Below are 15,836 nucleotides of genomic sequence, written 5' to 3' on the forward strand. Positions count from 1 at the left end.
CTGAAATCAACGCGGCCGCTGCTCTTGCCCCTGCGCGCTTGCGTGGGGTATTAAAGCGGAGAAACCCGCAAACAGGTGAGGGCATTATATGCGTCGCGTCGTCGTAACTGGACTTGGATTGGTGACACCGTTAGCTGACGGTGTTGAAGAAAGCTGGAAGCGAATTCTGGACGGGCAGTCAGGTGCTGGCACGATCACCAGCTTTGATGCCAGTGGATTGGCGACGGATTACGCCTGTGAGGTGCCGCGTGGCGATGGCAGCGATGGCACGTTTAATCCAGACACCTATATGGCCCCAAAGGACCAGCGGAAGGTGGATGATTTCATCCTGTTCGGAATTGCAGCAGCCCAGCAGGCGGTTGAGGATTCGGGGTGGATGCCGACCGAAGACGCCGATTTGTATCGCACGGGTGTGATGATTGGCTCTGGCATTGGCGGATTGAAGTCGATTGCCGAGACCGCTGTGATGATTAAGGAAAAGGGGCCGCGCCGTGTGTCACCTTTCTTTATTCCGGGTGCTTTGATTAACCTGATTTCGGGTCAGGTGGGCATTAGGTATGGCTTTAAAGGCCCTAACCATTCGGTTGTGACTGCCTGTTCCACGGGTGCGCATGCGATTGGCGATGCGACCCGTTTGATCAAATATGGCAATGCGGATGTGATGGTTGCGGGTGGTGCCGAGGCTGCGATTTGCGAGATCGGGATTGCCGGTTTTAATGCTTGTAAGGCCTTGTCGACAAAGCGGTCGGATGATCCCAAGGCGGCGTCGCGCCCCTATGATGCGGATCGTGACGGGTTTGTTATGGGCGAAGGCGCGGGCATTGTTGTGTTGGAAGAATACGAGCACGCCAAGGCGCGTGGCGCGAAGATTTATGCCGAAGTTTTGGGCTATGGATTGTCGGGCGATGCCTATCATATCACGGCCCCATCTGCGGATGGTGAAGGTGGTGAGCGTTCGATGCGTATGGCGCTGGATGATGCGGGTTTGACCCCTGCGGATATTGATTACATCAATGCCCATGGCACATCGACGATGGCCGATACGATTGAATTGGGCGCGGTTGAGCGCATGATGGGTGATGCGGCCGGTTCGGTAACGATGTCGTCAACGAAGTCGGCTACCGGGCATCTGTTGGGGGCTGCTGGTGCGATTGAGGCTATTTTCTCGATCTTGGCTATTCGCGATCAAGTGGCACCGCCAACGATCAATCTGGACAATGTTGCCGTTGAAACCAAGGTCGATTTGGCACCCAATGCCAAGCGGGAACGCAAGATCAACGTCGCCTTGTCGAATTCGTTCGGGTTTGGTGGAACGAACGCAAGCGTGCTGTTCGGGAAGGTTGACTGATGTGGCGGCACATTGCGTCTAATGCGTTGACGTTCTTTGTTATTGCGCTGTTTTTGCTGGCGGGTGGCGTGAGCTATGCGGTCAAGCAATACAGTGCCGAGGGGCCGCTTGTGCAGGCGATTTGTTTGCAGGTCGAGCGCGGATCGAACATGCGCAAAGTCAGTAGCGATTTGGCAGGTCAGGGGGCGATTAACTCGGCCACTATGCTGCGGGTTGGTGCGGATTATGCCGAGAAAACAGATCAATTGAAGGCGGGGAGTTTCTTGGTGCCTGAACGTGCATCGATGGAGCAGATTGTCGATATTGTGACCCGTGGCGGGCAGAATACCTGTGGCACTGAGGTGGTTTACCGCATTGGTGTGACGCTAGGTGATGTGTTGGTGCGCGAGTTGGATCCTGTGACGAACCGGTTTACGGAAGTGGCGAAGTTTGATCCTGCGGTGGACGCTACACCGGCGGTATATGACGAGATTATCGCAAAAGCTGATACCCAGTTTCGCGTGGCTATGGCCGAGGGTGTGACCAGTTGGCAGGTTGTGGATGTGTTGTCGCGCATTGATTTGCTGGATGTGGATACCACGGATGTGCCTGCGGAAGGGTCGTTGGCGCCTGATAGTTATGAGGTCAGGCAGGGCACAAAGGTGTCGGAGCTTTTGGAGCGGATGACCTCGTCGCAGTCGCGGATTTTGGCCGAAGCCTGGGCAAGTCGCGTGGATGGATTGCCGCTGGATAGTCCTGAAGAGGCGCTGATTCTCGCCAGTATTATCGAGAAGGAAACTGGTGTTGTCGAGGAACGCCGTCAGGTTGCTAGCGTGTTTGTGAACCGGTTGAACCAAGGGATGAAGTTACAAACAGACCCGACGGTGATTTACGGCGTAACAGAAGGGCAAGGTGTGTTGGGTCGTGGGTTGCGCCAGAGTGAGCTGCGCCGTGAAACCCCTTGGAATACTTATGTTATTCCTGGATTGCCGCCGACACCGATTGCCAATCCGGGACGCGCGAGCATTGAGGCGGCGCTTGATCCTGACACCACGCCGTTCATCTTTTTTGTGGCGGATGGCACCGGTGGTCATGCGTTTGCGGTGACGTTGGATGACCATAATCGCAACGTCGAAGCATGGCGTGCGATTGAGGCGGAGCAGCCCACATCTGATGACGGGTAAAGCCTGATTATATTGCAGTGATATTAACGGGGCGGTCTTTTGGACCGCCCCGTTTTTTTGACTTTTGCCAATTTTTGAGGTAGGGTTATTAAGCGCTAGGAGATGGTGAGTTCGCGAAATTACGCGTGGGCTGGCTGTCTTTCGACCTGATCGGATTTCCATACAGGTTGATTTTATATGACATTAGAAAATGACGAGTCCCACATCAGCGAGATGTCAGCGGTCGAAAGAACCGTGCGTATTGCTAACTTATTTACCAGCATTAGCCGTGACCTTGATGAGACAATGGCCGCGTACCGCGCGGAACAGAAGATATCGCCCAAGTCCATTGGTTCCAAAATTTCCGAATTACAGTCGGTTCACACGTCCTTGATTAAAGCTGAAGAGGCATTCCATGAAAAATTTTCAAATAAAGACGCCGCCAGCGGTCTCGATTATGACGTCCTGCGCGATGAGATCGGGCGCCAGCTTGATCGCATCCGCGCAGCCCTTGGTTCAGAGTGAGTTTCTGGCGGGGTTGAGCGCGCAGGGGGTGCAGGGTTTGCCGCATTTGTTTGCGTTTTGGGCGATGGCGTATCAGCTGCCACCTGAGGGCGATTGGCGCACTTGGGTGATTTTGGGCGGGCGCGGTGCGGGTAAGACCCGCGCAGGCGCGGAATGGGTCCGTGCGCAGGTGGAGGGCGCTGTGCCGTTGGCGGTGGGGCGAAAGCGTAGGGTCGGGCTGATTGCCGAGACGTTTGAGCAGGCCCGCGAGGTTATGGTGTTTGGCGAGAGCGGGATCATGGCGGTCACGCCGGTGGATCGCCGTCCCAAGTGGATTGCCACCCGTAAGATGCTTGAATGGCCCAATGGGGCGACGGCGCAGTTGTTTTCGGCGCAGGATCCCGAGGGGTTGCGCGGGCCGCAGTTTGATGCGGTTTGGGTGGATGAATTTGCCAAGTGGCGACTGGCGGAGGAGACGTGGGATATGGTGCAGTTCGCGCTACGTTTGGGCGATGCGCCGCAGACCTGTGTGACGACAACGCCGCGCAATACTGTGCCGCTGCGTGAGTTATTGGCACGCGAGTCCACGGTGATGACCCATGCGCCGACGCGGGCGAACCGTGCCAATTTGGCGACAGAGTTTATGGCCGAAATTGAGGCGCGTTATGGGGGGACGCGATTGGGGCGTCAGGAGTTGCAGGGGGAGTTGTTGACCGATGTGCAAGGCGCGCTGTGGTCGTATGCGCCGTTGGCGGCCTGTCAGGTCCAGCGATTGCCAAAGCTGGACCGTATTGTGGTGGCGATTGATCCGCCTGTGACGGGCAGTAAAAACTCTGATGATTGCGGGATTGTTGTGGCGGGGGCGGTGACGCAGGGCCCGCCGCAGGACTGGTGTGTTTTTGTGATTGAGGATGCGACGGTGAGTGCGGCATCGCCTAATGCTTGGGCGAAGGCGGCTATTGCGGCGATGGAGCGGCACGGCGCTGATCGTTTGGTTGCGGAGGTCAATCTGGGCGGCGAGATGGTCGAGACGATTCTGCGTCAAGAGAGCCCGATGGTGCCGTTTCGCAGCGTGCATGCCAGTAAGGGGAAGGTGGCACGCGCGGAGCCTGTGGCAGCGCTATATGAGCAGGGGCGTGTGCGGCATTTGCGCGGGCTGTCGCAGCTGGAAGACCAGATGTGTCAGATGACCACGGCCGGGTTTGAGGGGCGTGGGTCGCCGAACCGTGTCGATGCGTTGGTCTGGGCGATTTATGATTTGATGATTGCGCCTGCCAAGGGCCATCGCGATCCGCGCGTGCGGCATTTGTAAAGGTGTGGGGGTGTTGCATGACCCACCGTGCGCACCCCCTGCCAAATGTTAAACCCTATCTCGTAAAACTGTGTTCAAGGATCAGCGACACCCAGTTGGGGGTGTAAGATCAAGGAGTTTTTGATGTTCGAATTTTTCAACCGTCCGAAGACACAGACACAGTTTATTGCACCTGAGCAGGTGAAGGCGTCGGCCACGGGGCCTGTGAAAGCGTTTCCGAATGCGGGCCGTGTGGCGTGGAGCCCGCGTGATGTTGTGTCGCTGACGCGCTCGGGGTTTACAGGCAATCCGATCGGGTTTCGTGCGGTTAAGATTATTGCCGAGGCTGCTGCGGCTTTGCCGTTTGTGTTGCAGGATCAGGAGCGCCGGTTTGAAAGCCATCCGGTGTTGGCGTTGCTGGGTCGTCCGAATGCGGCGCAGGGCCGTGCGGAGTTGCTTGAGGCGCTTTACGGTCAGTTATTGTTGACGGGGAATGGCTATTTAGAGGCTGTTGGCGACGAGGGATTGCCGCTGGAGCTGCATGTGCTGCGTTCTGACCGGATGAGCGTTGTGCCGGGGCCTGATGGCTGGCCTGTGGCGTTTGAATACGGTGTGAACGGGCGTAAGCATCGGTTCGCCGCTGCGGAGAATGACAGCATGATTTGTCATATCAAGAGTTTTCATCCGCAGGACGATCACTACGGGTTTTCGCCGCTACAGGCCTCGGCCAGTGCAATTGATGTGCATAATGCGGCGTCACGGTGGTCGAAGGCCCTGTTGGATAATGCGGCGCGGCCAAGTGGGGCGATTACCTATAAGGGGGCTGACGGGCAGTCTTCGTTGAGCGCCGAACAGTATGATCGGTTGCTCGCGGAGATGGAGACGCAGCATCAGGGTGCGCGCAATGCGGGTCGTCCGATGTTGTTGGAGGGTGGTTTGGATTGGAAGCCGATGGGGTTTTCGCCTTCTGATATGGAGTTTCAGAAGACCAAGGAGGCGGCGGCGCGCGAGATTTCGATTGCGTTTGGGGTGCCGCCGATGCTGTTGGGTCTGCCGGGCGATGCGACATATGCCAATTATCAAGAGGCGAACCGTGCGTTTTATCGTCTGACTGTGTTGCCGCTGGCTGCTCGCGTTTTGGGTTCGGTGGCGGATTGGTTGTCGGATTTCACCGGTGAGATTGTTTCGTTGCGCCCTGATCTGGATCAGATCCCTGCGCTGAGTGCCGAGCGCGAGGCGCAGTGGCGTCGTGTGTCGGATGCTGCGTTTTTGACGGATGCCGAGAAGCGCAATTTGCTGGGGTTGCCTGTCTTGGAGGTGGGGGATGTCGGGGAAGGTTGTTGAGCTGCTCAGCCCTGACCCACGCCGTGTGCAACCGCCGTTGTCGGATTTCTGGTTTGCTCAGTTGGATGTGCGCCTGAGCAAGATCGAGTTCATGATGGCGCGCCTTGAGTGGCAGATTGCGTTGATTGTGTGCGGTGCATTTGGAGTGCTGATTTTGGAGATTATCAAAGCCGTATCGGCGCATTGAAGCGAGGTAAAAGATGTCGTTAGAAATGAAATTCTGCCAGTTGGACAGTGATCTTGTGGTAACGGACGGGTCTGTGATCGAGGGCTATGCGTCCTTGTTTGGCAAGGCCGATCAGGGCGGCGATACCGTTGAGGTTGGCGCATATGCCGCGTCTTTGGCCAAGAAAAAGTCGATCAAGATGTTGTGGCAGCATGATCCCGCCCAACCGATTGGCGTTTGGGACGAGGTGCGCGAAGACGCGCGCGGGTTGTGGGTCAAGGGCCGTATTTTGACGGATGTGGCGCGAGGCCGCGAGGCGGCGGCCCTGATTGGCGCGGGGGCGATTGACGGGTTGTCGATTGGCTATCGCACGATCAAATCCCGCAAAAATGACAAGGGCGGACGTCTTTTGTCTGAGCTGGAGCTTTGGGAGGTGTCGTTAGTCACATTCCCGATGCTACCCGATGCGCGTGTGGGGGCGAAGGGCGATGATCCTGCTGCCGCGGCACTGCGTGAGATGGCGGCGGTGTTCACCGATGCACGCCGTCAGATGGCCGCGGATTAACCGCAGCCGCATGAACTAGAGGACTTACAGATGAGTAAACCCGAGATGACGTCTCGGGCCGGGGAAGATGTGTCTCCGGCCCATGAGCTCAAAACCGCGATTTCAGGTTTTATGAGTGATTTCAAAGATTTTTCCCACGGCATCAACGCCAAACTTCAAGAACAGGATATTCGTATGAACAAGCTTGATCGTAAGTCACTGACCGCTGCACGCACCAATCTTGCGGCCTCTGCCCATGAGAATGCACCGCACCAGAAAGCGTTTGCGGCTTATCTGCGCTCTGGTGATGATGATGGTCTGCGTGGCCTGGAGATGGAAGGCAAAGCGCTGGGCACATCTGTGGCGTCTGATGGCGGGTATTTGGTTGATCCGCAGACGGCGGACACCATCAAGGGCACGTTGTCGTCCACCGCGTCGATCCGTGCGATTGCCAATGTGGTGAATGTGGATGCCACGTCATTTGATGTATTGGTGGATCATTCCGAAATGGGTGCGGGTTGGGCGACGGAGACGTCTTCGGTGACTGAGACTGGCACACCGCAGATTGATCGGATTACTATTCCTTTGCATGAGTTATCTGCGCTTCCTAAGGCGTCGCAGCGTCTTTTGGATGACAGTGCGTTTGACATCGAGGGCTGGCTGGCTGGCCGTATTGCCGACAAGTTCGCCCGGTCCGAGGCCTCTGCGTTCATTAATGGCGATGGTATTGATAAGCCAAAAGGTGTGCTGACCTATCCGACGGTTGATAACGACGTCTGGGTCTGGGGTAACCTTGGCTATGTTGTGACCGGTGCGGCGGGCTCTATTGTGGACGGTGATCCAATTGTGGATCTGGTGTATGCGCTGGGCGCAGAATACCGTGCCAATGCGTCTTTTGTCATGAACTCCAAGACTGCGGGTACGATCCGTAAGTTGAAGGACAATGACGGTCGTTTCTTGTGGTCGGATGGACTGGCGGCTGGTGAGCCTGCGCGTCTGATGGGTTACGCGGTGCTGATTGCAGAGGATATGCCTGATATCGCGGCGGATGCGACTGCGATTGCCTTTGGTGATTTTGGGGCCGGTTATACGGTTGCCGAGCGTCCTGACCTGCGTGTGTTGCGTGACCCGTTCTCTGCCAAGCCGCATGTCTTGTTCTATGCCACAAAGCGCGTCGGCGGTGCCGTCAGTGACTTTGGCGCGATCAAGTTGCTGAAATTCGCGGCCAGCTAAGCTGTGCGTGAATGGGGGCGGGTCAGTTGATCCGTTCCACCCCGAGCGCGTTGCCGCGGTCTGTCTAGCTGCTCCCCTTCCGATCGAACGGGCTGTGGTGATGCGTTCGGGTTTTTGGCCGCTTTGGCCCCAACACACTTATTTCTGGAGTGTTCCATGATGTTAGTCGAAGAGACCACCGTGCCGCTGCAGGCGTTGCCGGTCGCCATTTTCAAAGACCATATGCGCATGGGTTCGGGTTTCTCGGATGACGCTATGCAAGATGGTGTTCTAGAGGGATTTCTGCGCGCGGCGCTGGCGGCGATTGAGGCCCGCACGGGTAAGATTACGATCGAGCGTACGTTTAGTGTGACATTGACCGCGTGGCGTGATGGTCAGGCGCAAGCGCTGCCGCTGGCCCCTGTGCGTGCTATTATCGGAGTGGCGTTGCTGGACCGTAATGGTGACGAGACAACGGTGAACAGTAGTGCCTATCGTTTGATGAAGAATACCCATCGCCCGATGGTGGCGGGGGCCGGTGTGTCGTTGCCGCGTATTGCGCAGGGGGGGGCGGTGCGCATTCATCTGAGTGCGGGCTATGGCCCTGACTGGGCGGACTTGCCTGCGGATCTGGCTCAAGCGGTGTTGATGTTGGCTGCGCATTTCTACGAGTTTCGCCATGAGAGTGCGGTGTCGGGTCATGTGATGCCGTTTGGTGTGTCGGCGTTGATCGAGCGTTATCGCAATATTCGTTTGTTTGCCGGGGGTCGCGCATGAGCCGTCCGCAGTTGAACCGTCATTTGAAGTTGGAAGACTTGACCCGTGTGCCTGATGGCGCGGGCGGGTTCAGCGAGGATTGGGCCGAGTTGGGGTTCCACTGGGCGGAAATTAAGGCGGGTACGGGGCGTGAGGGTTCTGGTCCTGCGGTGTCGGTGAGCCGTGTGGCGTACCGGATTACCGTACGCGCGGCGCCTTCGTCGTCGGATGCGAGGCCTAAGGCGGGTCAGCGGTTTCGCGGTCAGGGTCGTGTTTACGCGATTACGGCTGTGACTGAGGCTGCGGCGGGTGAGCGGTATTTGGCCTGCTATTTGCAGGGACCGTTCCAGATTACGTCGATTGAATATGCCGGCTCGCATAATGGTGAGGCGACTTATGAGTTGTCGCTGGCCTCTGCGGGCGAGCTGACGTTCACGGCGGCGCTGTAAATGGTGAACCCGTTGACAGGTGAGGTTGCGGTTATTGTGGATGGTGTGGAGCATCGGTGCAAACTGACGCTGGGCGCTTTGGCCGAGATGGAGGCGTCTTTAGGTGCTGACAGCTTGGTGGATCTGGTGGCCCGCTTTGAGACGGGTAAGTTTTCCAGCCGTGATGTGATGGCATTGGTTGTGGCAGGCCTGCGTGGTGGTGGCTGGGACGGCACGCAGGCCGATTTGCTGCGTGCCGATATAGCGGGGGGCGCTGTTGGTGCGGCGAAGGTGGCGGCGACGCTGCTGGTGCGTGCTTTCACGCCGCCTGCGTAATGGCCGGATTTTGCTAATGGATTGGCCAAATTTGATGCGTGCGGGGCTGCATGTTTTGCGCCTGCGCCCTGCGGATTTCTGGGCGCTGACGCCTGCCGAATTGCAGGTGATGTTGGGCTTGGACGAGAGATTGATGCCGATGGACCGTGACCGGCTTGCGGCGCTGGAGCGCGCGTATCCCGATGTTGTTGGAGGATAAAGAATGAGTGGACTTGACGAGATTGAGGCGCTGGACGGCGAGGTGGGCGCGTTAGAGCGCACGCTGGGTGATGTCACGGCGATGACGGCGGCGTTTGATACACAGTTGCGCGATATTCAGGGGACCTTGGGTGAGACGACCCGTGATTTGGGTCATCTTGAGCGCGGGTTTTCCAATGGGTTGCGCCGTGCCTTTGACGGCTTGGTGTTTGACGGGCTCAAGTTGTCGGATGCGTTGAGTGTGGTGGCGAATGCGATGGTGAAAACGGCCTATTCGGCGGCGGTGAACCCGGTGACGAGCCATTTTGGTGGATTGCTGTCGGATGGTGTGAATGCGGCGGTGTCGAGTGTGATGCCGTTCGAGAATGGCGCGTCGTTTTCGCAAGGCCTTGTGACCCCTTTTGCCAAGGGTGGTGTGTTGAGTGGGCCGGTCACGTTTCCGATGCGTGGTGGCACGGGGTTAATGGGTGAATCGGGGCCCGAGGCGATTATGCCGCTGTCGCGTGGGGCTGATGGCAAGTTGGGGGTGGCGGCGCAGGGGGGTGGCTCTGTGAATGTCACGATGAATATCTCGACGCCCGATGTGCAGGGGTTCCAGCGCAGTCAGGGCCAAATCGCCACGCAAATGGCACGCGCCATGGGCCGTGGCCAACGTAATCGCTAAAGGGAGGCCGTCATGGCATTTCATGAAATTCAGTTTCCCGCAAACCTGAGCTTTGGCTCGGTGGGCGGGCCCGAGCGGCGTACACAGATTGTGACGCTGTCGAATGGCTATGAAGAGCGCAATACGCCTTGGGCGCATTCGCGCAGGCGTTATGATGCGGGTGTTGGGCTGCGGTCGTTGAACGATGTGGCGTCGATAATTGCGTTCTTTGAAGCGCGTGAGGGGCAGTTGCATAGTTTTCGCTGGAAGGACTGGGGTGATTATAAGTCCTGTGCGCCTTTGTCAGCCCCTGTGTCTGCGGATCAGTTGATTGCGGTTGGGGATGAGGTCATGAAGGTTATCCCGCTAACCAAGACGTATACCTCGGGCGGTTATTCCTACGTGCGCCCGATTACCAAGCCAGTTGAAGGTACCGTCAGGGTGGCGATTGGTGGTGACGAGTTGCAGGAGACGATTGATTACGAGGTGGATTTCACCACTGGCGAGGGGATATTTTCGCATCCGCCTGATTTAGGAGCCGAAGTACGGGCCGGCTTTGAGTTTGATGTGCCTGTGCGGTTTGACACCGATATGATCCGGACGTCTGTGTCGAGTTTTCGCGCGGGCGATGCCCCTGATGTGCCGGTGATCGAGGTGCGCTTATGACTGTTGCAGGGTTAAATGCGCATTTGGGCAGTGGGGCGACGCATGTCTGTCATTGCTGGTCGATTGTGCGCCGTGACGGGGTGACGTTTGGCTTTACCGATCATGACCGCGCGCTGGCGTTTGAAGGGATTTCGTTTCGCCCTGATAGTGGGTTGTCGGCGAAAGCCTTGGCCAGCACAACGGGGCTGTCGGTGAATAACACCGAGGCGCTGGGCATGTTGCGTGCGGACGCGGTGACGGACGCAGATATCGAGGCGGGACGGTATGACGATGCCGAGGTCACAACGTGGCTGGTGCGTTGGGATGATGTGACGGCGCGTGAGATCAAGTTCATTGGCACGATTGGTGAGCTGACCCGCGAGAATGGCACCTATACCGTCGAGCTGCGCGGATTGACCGAGATGCTGAACCAGCCGCAGGGCCGTGCGTATCTTAAGACGTGCAGTGCTGTGTTGGGGGATGGTGGCTGTCGTGTGGATACGGCGGATGTTGCGTTTCGCGCGGATGCTGCTGTGACAGGTGTTGAGGACGGTCAGGTTTTGACGATGACTTTGGATGTGCCTTACACCGAGCGTTGGTTTGAGGGTGGGTTTATTACCTTTCGATCTGGTGCTGCTGATGGCTTGCAGGCGGTAATCAAGCGCGACGAGGTTGTGGGGGGCGCGCGTGTGCTGACGTTGTGGCGCCCGATGCCTGCGGATATTGCAGTGGGGGACGCTGTGCGTCTTGTTGCGGGGTGTGACAAGCGGGCTGAGACCTGTCGCGTCAAGTTTAGAAACTTGACTAATTTTCAGGGGTTTCCCGATATTCCAGGCGATGATTGGTTGCTGTCGGTGCCGCGTACGGGCGATGGCGATACGGGTGGGAGCCTGAAGCGATGACGGCGCAGGTTGTCGAGATTGCGCGCGCGTGGCTTGGCACGCCCTATGTGCATCAGGCGTCAAAGCAGGGGGCGGGCACCGATTGCTTGGGTCTGATCCGTGGAATTTGGCGCGCGCTGCATGGGGCCGAGCCTGAGCTTATCCCGCGCTATACTGCCGATTGGTCGGAGCCGCAGGGGCAAGAGGTGCTTTGGGCGGCGGCGGATCGTCATTTGTTGGCGGTGACCCGCGAGACATTGCAGGCAGGCGATGTGATTTTGTTTCGCATGCAGCCCCGTGCTGTCGCCAAGCATCTAGGGATCGTGGCCTGCGCTGGGCCAAGCCCGACATTTATTCATGCCTATACAGGCCACGGCGTTGTCGAGAGCCCGCTGTCACAGCCGTGGCGCAAGCGCATCGTCGCTCAATTCGTATTTCGATAAGGAAGTAATCACATGGCAACTCTTGTTCTTTCTGCGGCGGGCATGGCGCTTGGCGGCTCTGTTGGTGGCACGGTTTTGGGGCTTTCGATGGCCACGGTCGGACGTGCGGCGGGGGCGACCTTGGGGCGGATGATTGATCAGCGGTTGCTGGGTGCTGGTAGTGAACCGGTTGAGACGGGCCGCGTTGACCGGTTCCGTTTGACGGGGGCGAGCGAAGGCACGGCAGTGGCGCAGGTTTACGGGCGTATGCGTGTGGGTGGGCAGATCATTTGGGCCACGCGGTTTCAGGAACATCAGTCGACGACCGGTAGTGGTGGCAAGGGCGCTGGGCCGCAAGCATCGGTGACCGAGTTCAGTTATTCGGTTAGCGTGGCGATTGCGCTATGTGAGGGCGAGATTACCCATGTGGGCCGTGTCTGGGCAGATAGTGTGGAAGTCTCGCCTGCAGATTTGAATATGCGCCTATATCATGGCTCGCAGACGCAAGAGCCCGATCCCAAGATCGTCGCGGTGGAGGGCGCGGATAATGTGCCTGCGTATCGTGGGACGGCGTATGTGGTGTTGGAAGATTTGGACCTGTCGCAGTTTGGCAACCGGATCCGCAATTCACGTTTGAGGTGATGCATCCGTCCGAGGTGGGCACGGCTGACGCTACGGCGGATATTGCGCGGCATGTGCGTGGTGTTGCGCTTATTCCCGGGACTGGCGAATATGCGCTGGCGACGACGGCGGTGCATTTGTCAGCTGGATTTGGCGAGCAGGTGTCGATCAATACCAATTCGCCGATTGGTGGCACGGATTTCACCACCTCCATGGAGAGCCTTGTGGGCGAGATGCCCAATTGCAATTCTGCGGTGCTGGTTGTGTCGTGGTTTGGCAATGATCTGCGGTGTGGAGAATGTGAAGTCGCGCCCAAGGTCGAGCAGCGCATTGTCGATGGCGATGCCATGCCGTGGCGTGTTGCGGGGCAGGATCGTGCGACTGCGCGTTTGGTGCCACAGCTGGAGGATCGTCCGGTTTATGGCGGTACGCCTGCCGATGCATCGGTGATCGAGGCGATTGTGGATATGAAGCAACGCGGCGTAGGTCCGGTGTTTTATCCGTTCATTTTGATGGAGCAGATGCCGGATAATACGCTGGTGGACCCGTGGACGGGAAACGTGGGCCAGCCGACATTGCCGTGGCGTGGGCGTATTACAACGTCGCTTGCGCCAAAGGTTGCAGGCTCTGTGGATGGAACGGCGGCGGCGGACGCGCAGGTCGATGCGTTCATGGGGGCAGCGGCGCTGTCGGATTTTGCGATTGTGGATGGGGCTGTGATGTATAGCGGGCCGTCTGAATGGCGCTATCGTCGGTTCATTTTGCATTACGCGCATCTTTGTGCGGCGGCGGGTGGTGTTGCGGCGTTTTGCATTGGCTCCGAGATGCGCGGCTTAACGCAGATTCGCGGCGTTGGCGGGGCGTTTCCTGCGGTAGAGGCCCTGCGGGTCTTAGCGGGTGAAGTACGCGCCGTTCTTGGTGAGAGCTGCAAGATTAGCTATGCGGCGGATTGGTCAGAGTATCATGGCTATCAGCCAGTTGGGACCGGCGATAAACTGTTTCACCTTGATCCGCTTTGGGCGGATGCGAATATCGATTTCATCGGGATCGACAACTATATGCCATTGAGCGATTGGCGTGACGGGGTGGATCATGCCGATTTTGGGGCGGGCTCGATTTACAATCTTGACTATCTAAAGCGAAATGTGGCGGGTGGTGAAGGATTTGACTGGTTTTACCATTCGCCCGAGGCACGCGATGCGCAAATCCGCACGCCGATCACCGATGGTGATGACGAGCCGTGGGTCTGGCGCAATAAGGATATTGCAGGGTGGTGAGGTCATCAACATCACAACCGTGTTGACGGATTGCGTGTGGGTGCGCCGACCGACTGGGTGCCGCAAAGCAAGCCAATCTGGTTCACAGAATTGGGCTGTGCGGCGATTGATAAAGGCACAAACCAACCCAATAAGTTTCTGGATCCGAAGTCGTCTGAGTCTCAAATTCCGCTTTATTCCAATGGGATGCGGGATGATTTTATGCAGATGCAATATTTGCGCGCGATGTTCGGGTTTTACGCCGAAGCGACCAATAACCCGCAGTCTGTGGAATATGGCGGCCGCATGGTTGATATGACCCGTGCGCATGTTTGGGCGTGGGATGCGCGGCCGTTTCCGTTCTTTCCTGCGACGGAAAACCTGTGGTCGGATGGCGGTAATTATGCGCGTGGGCATTGGTTGAATGGACGGGTTTCGGCGCGGACCTTGGCGGATGTTGTGGCAGAGCTATGCACACGCTCTGGTGTGGCACGGTTCGATGTGAGCCGTTTGTATGGGCTGGTGCGCGGGTATTTGGTGAGCGACATTACCACCGCACGCGCCGCTTTGCAGCCCTTGATGACGACCTACGGGTTTGATGCGATCGAGCGCAATGGCGTGCTGGTATTCGAAACCCGCACAGGCTTGCCCTCGCATGTGGTGGGGGACGGTGAACTGGCGTTGGACCCAAACCGCGCAGCACCTGTGACGTTGGTGCGGGCGCCTGCGGCGGAGGAGACAGGACGTGTGCAGCTTGGTTATATTGACGCGGATGCGGATTATGAGGCGGGGGTTAGTGAGGCAGTGCAGCCGGACGAGCGTGCGTACGGTGTGTCGCGTAGTGAGGTTTCTTTGGCGCTGACCCGCGGCGAGGGGGCGCGTACAGTGGCGGTGGTTACAAGAAGCGCGGTTGGCGACGGATACGGCGGTGTTTGCGCTGCCGCCATCGCAAAACAAGATCACCGTGGCGGATGTTGTGGAACTTGATACGCGCGACCATAAGGGGCTGTACCGCATTGATCGTGTAGAGGAATCCGGTTTGCGTTTGGTCGAGGCGACGCGGGTCGATCCCGAAGTTTACCTGGCTCAGGAGCTCTATGAAGAGGGCGCAGTTTTGCAGGCCTATGTAGGACCGACGCCGGTCGAGATGTTGTTTCTTGATCTGCCATTACTGACGGGGGATGAGGCGCCGCACGAGCCGTATATTGCAGCAACTGCGCGGCCTTGGCCGGGATCAGTGGCGCTATATAGTAGCGCTGTGGATAGCAACTATGTGTTGCACGATGTGCTGCGCCAGCGAGCGATTGTCGGGCAGCTCACGACACCGCTGTTGCGCGGGCCGCTGGGGATTTGGGACAGGCAAGCAGGCGTTGAAGTCAGGCTGGTCAGCGGGACCAGTCATCGGCCGAGGACCTCGCCTTGTTTGCTGGGGCCAATACGATTGCGGTGGGGGATGGCACGCCCGATAACTGGGAGATCATTCAATTTGCGCAGGCTGCACCAACGGGAACGCGGCAGTTCGAGATTAGAACGCGGCAGTTCGAGATTAGTCAGTTGTTGCGCGGGCAGGCGGGGACGTCTGTGATGATGCAGGATGTTTGGCCTGCGGGGACGTTTGTGGTGGTGATGGACGGGCGTCCGCAGCAGATCACGGTCCCCTCTGCGTCGCGCGGGTTGGAGCGGCATTATCGTTATGGGCCCGCCAAACACGCGGTCAGTGCCGCGAGCTTCAAGCATGTTGAGCAAGCGTTTAAAGGGAATGGCTATCGGCCCTATCCGGTCACACATTTGCATCAGCAGCAGGTCAGCGGCGCGCATTTGTTTGACTGGATCAGAGCGACGCGGCTTGACGGAGACTCATGGGGTGCAATCGAGGTGCCACTCGGCGAAGATGCAGAGCTATACCGTGTGACGATTTCGCAAAACGGGCAGGTTGTGCGCCAGGAAGATGTCACATCTGCGTCATTTACCTACACCTCTGCGGCGCAACAAACCGAGTTGCAGAGCGGTGACTATCAGATCGCGCTGGCACAAATATCGCAGCGTTATGGGGCGGGCCCATCAAGGACTTTGACCGTGACGGGAAGTTTCTGATGCGA

General features: G+C 57.9%; 16 protein-coding genes and 1 pseudogene. All 17 read left to right on the forward strand.

All coding sequences use genetic code 11. The features are described 5' to 3' along the window. Positions 1-88: 88 nt before the first annotated feature. Positions 89-1,348 (forward strand): beta-ketoacyl-ACP synthase II, encoded by a 1,260-nt coding sequence (fabF, locus tag ACXLHR_RS04175; RefSeq protein WP_458790276.1) that lies wholly within the window; start codon positions 89-91, stop codon positions 1,346-1,348. Next, on the forward strand, positions 1,348-2,511 hold the full coding sequence (gene mltG, locus ACXLHR_RS04180) for an endolytic transglycosylase MltG (RefSeq protein WP_458790277.1): 1,164 nt from the start codon (positions 1,348-1,350) through the stop codon (positions 2,509-2,511). Before fabF ends, mltG begins: the two co-directional genes overlap by 1 nt. Before the next feature lie 177 nt (positions 2,512-2,688). Then, on the forward strand, positions 2,689-3,015 hold the full coding sequence (locus ACXLHR_RS04185) for a hypothetical protein (protein WP_458790278.1): 327 nt from the start codon (positions 2,689-2,691) through the stop codon (positions 3,013-3,015). Continuing rightward, positions 2,963-4,306: a DNA-packaging protein gene (locus ACXLHR_RS04190; protein WP_458792467.1), complete on the forward strand. Its 1,344-nt coding sequence runs from the start codon at positions 2,963-2,965 to the stop codon at positions 4,304-4,306. Before ACXLHR_RS04185 ends, ACXLHR_RS04190 begins: the two co-directional genes overlap by 53 nt. Before the next feature lie 123 nt (positions 4,307-4,429). Further along, a complete protein-coding gene (locus tag ACXLHR_RS04195) occupies positions 4,430-5,629 on the forward strand; it encodes a phage portal protein (protein ID WP_458790279.1) in 1,200 nt (399 codons plus the stop codon). After that, entirely contained in the window at positions 5,610-5,816 is a 207-nt protein-coding gene (locus ACXLHR_RS04200) for a hypothetical protein (RefSeq protein WP_458790280.1), read from the forward strand. The genes ACXLHR_RS04195 and ACXLHR_RS04200 overlap by 20 nt, the downstream gene beginning before the upstream one ends. A 13-nt stretch (positions 5,817-5,829) precedes the next feature. Then, positions 5,830-6,360 (forward strand): HK97 family phage prohead protease, encoded by a 531-nt coding sequence (locus tag ACXLHR_RS04205; protein ID WP_458790281.1) that lies wholly within the window; start codon positions 5,830-5,832, stop codon positions 6,358-6,360. A gap of 30 nt (positions 6,361-6,390) precedes the next feature. Next, a complete protein-coding gene (locus ACXLHR_RS04210; RefSeq protein WP_458790282.1) occupies positions 6,391-7,572 on the forward strand; it encodes a phage major capsid protein in 1,182 nt (393 codons plus the stop codon). Positions 7,573-7,728: 156 nt separating this feature from the next. Further along, positions 7,729-8,328, forward strand: coding sequence for a head-tail connector protein (locus ACXLHR_RS04215; RefSeq protein WP_458790283.1), 600 nt, complete (start codon positions 7,729-7,731; stop codon positions 8,326-8,328). Continuing rightward, a complete protein-coding gene (locus tag ACXLHR_RS04220; RefSeq protein ID WP_458790284.1) occupies positions 8,325-8,756 on the forward strand; it encodes a head-tail adaptor protein in 432 nt (143 codons plus the stop codon). The genes ACXLHR_RS04215 and ACXLHR_RS04220 overlap by 4 nt, the downstream gene beginning before the upstream one ends. Beyond that, positions 8,757-9,071 carry a gene transfer agent family protein gene (locus tag ACXLHR_RS04225; protein WP_458790285.1) on the forward strand — a complete coding sequence of 105 codons (315 nt, stop codon included), beginning with the start codon at positions 8,757-8,759 and terminating at the stop codon, positions 9,069-9,071. It abuts the gene before it with no gap. A 16-nt stretch (positions 9,072-9,087) separates the two neighbouring features. Then, positions 9,088-9,270 (forward strand): rcc01693 family protein, encoded by a 183-nt coding sequence (locus tag ACXLHR_RS04230; protein ID WP_458790286.1) that lies wholly within the window; start codon positions 9,088-9,090, stop codon positions 9,268-9,270. 3 nt (positions 9,271-9,273) lie between these two features. Next, positions 9,274-9,933 carry a phage tail tape measure protein gene (locus ACXLHR_RS04235; protein ID WP_458790287.1) on the forward strand — a complete coding sequence of 220 codons (660 nt, stop codon included), beginning with the start codon at positions 9,274-9,276 and terminating at the stop codon, positions 9,931-9,933. A gap of 12 nt (positions 9,934-9,945) precedes the next feature. Next, a complete protein-coding gene (locus ACXLHR_RS04240; protein ID WP_458790288.1) occupies positions 9,946-10,578 on the forward strand; it encodes a phage distal tail protein, Rcc01695 family in 633 nt (210 codons plus the stop codon). Then, positions 10,575-11,459, forward strand: a complete 885-nt coding sequence (locus ACXLHR_RS04245) for a DUF2163 domain-containing protein (protein ID WP_458790289.1) — start codon at positions 10,575-10,577, stop codon at positions 11,457-11,459. Before ACXLHR_RS04240 ends, ACXLHR_RS04245 begins: the two co-directional genes overlap by 4 nt. Further along, a complete protein-coding gene (locus tag ACXLHR_RS04250; RefSeq protein WP_458790290.1) occupies positions 11,456-11,881 on the forward strand; it encodes an NlpC/P60 family protein in 426 nt (141 codons plus the stop codon). Before ACXLHR_RS04245 ends, ACXLHR_RS04250 begins: the two co-directional genes overlap by 4 nt. Positions 11,882-11,893: 12 nt before the next feature. Beyond that, positions 11,894-15,831: pseudogene (locus ACXLHR_RS04255) on the forward strand (baseplate multidomain protein megatron). Positions 15,832-15,836: the final 5 nt, after the last annotated feature.

It is taken from the genome of Yoonia sp. MH D7 (assembly GCF_054439475.1).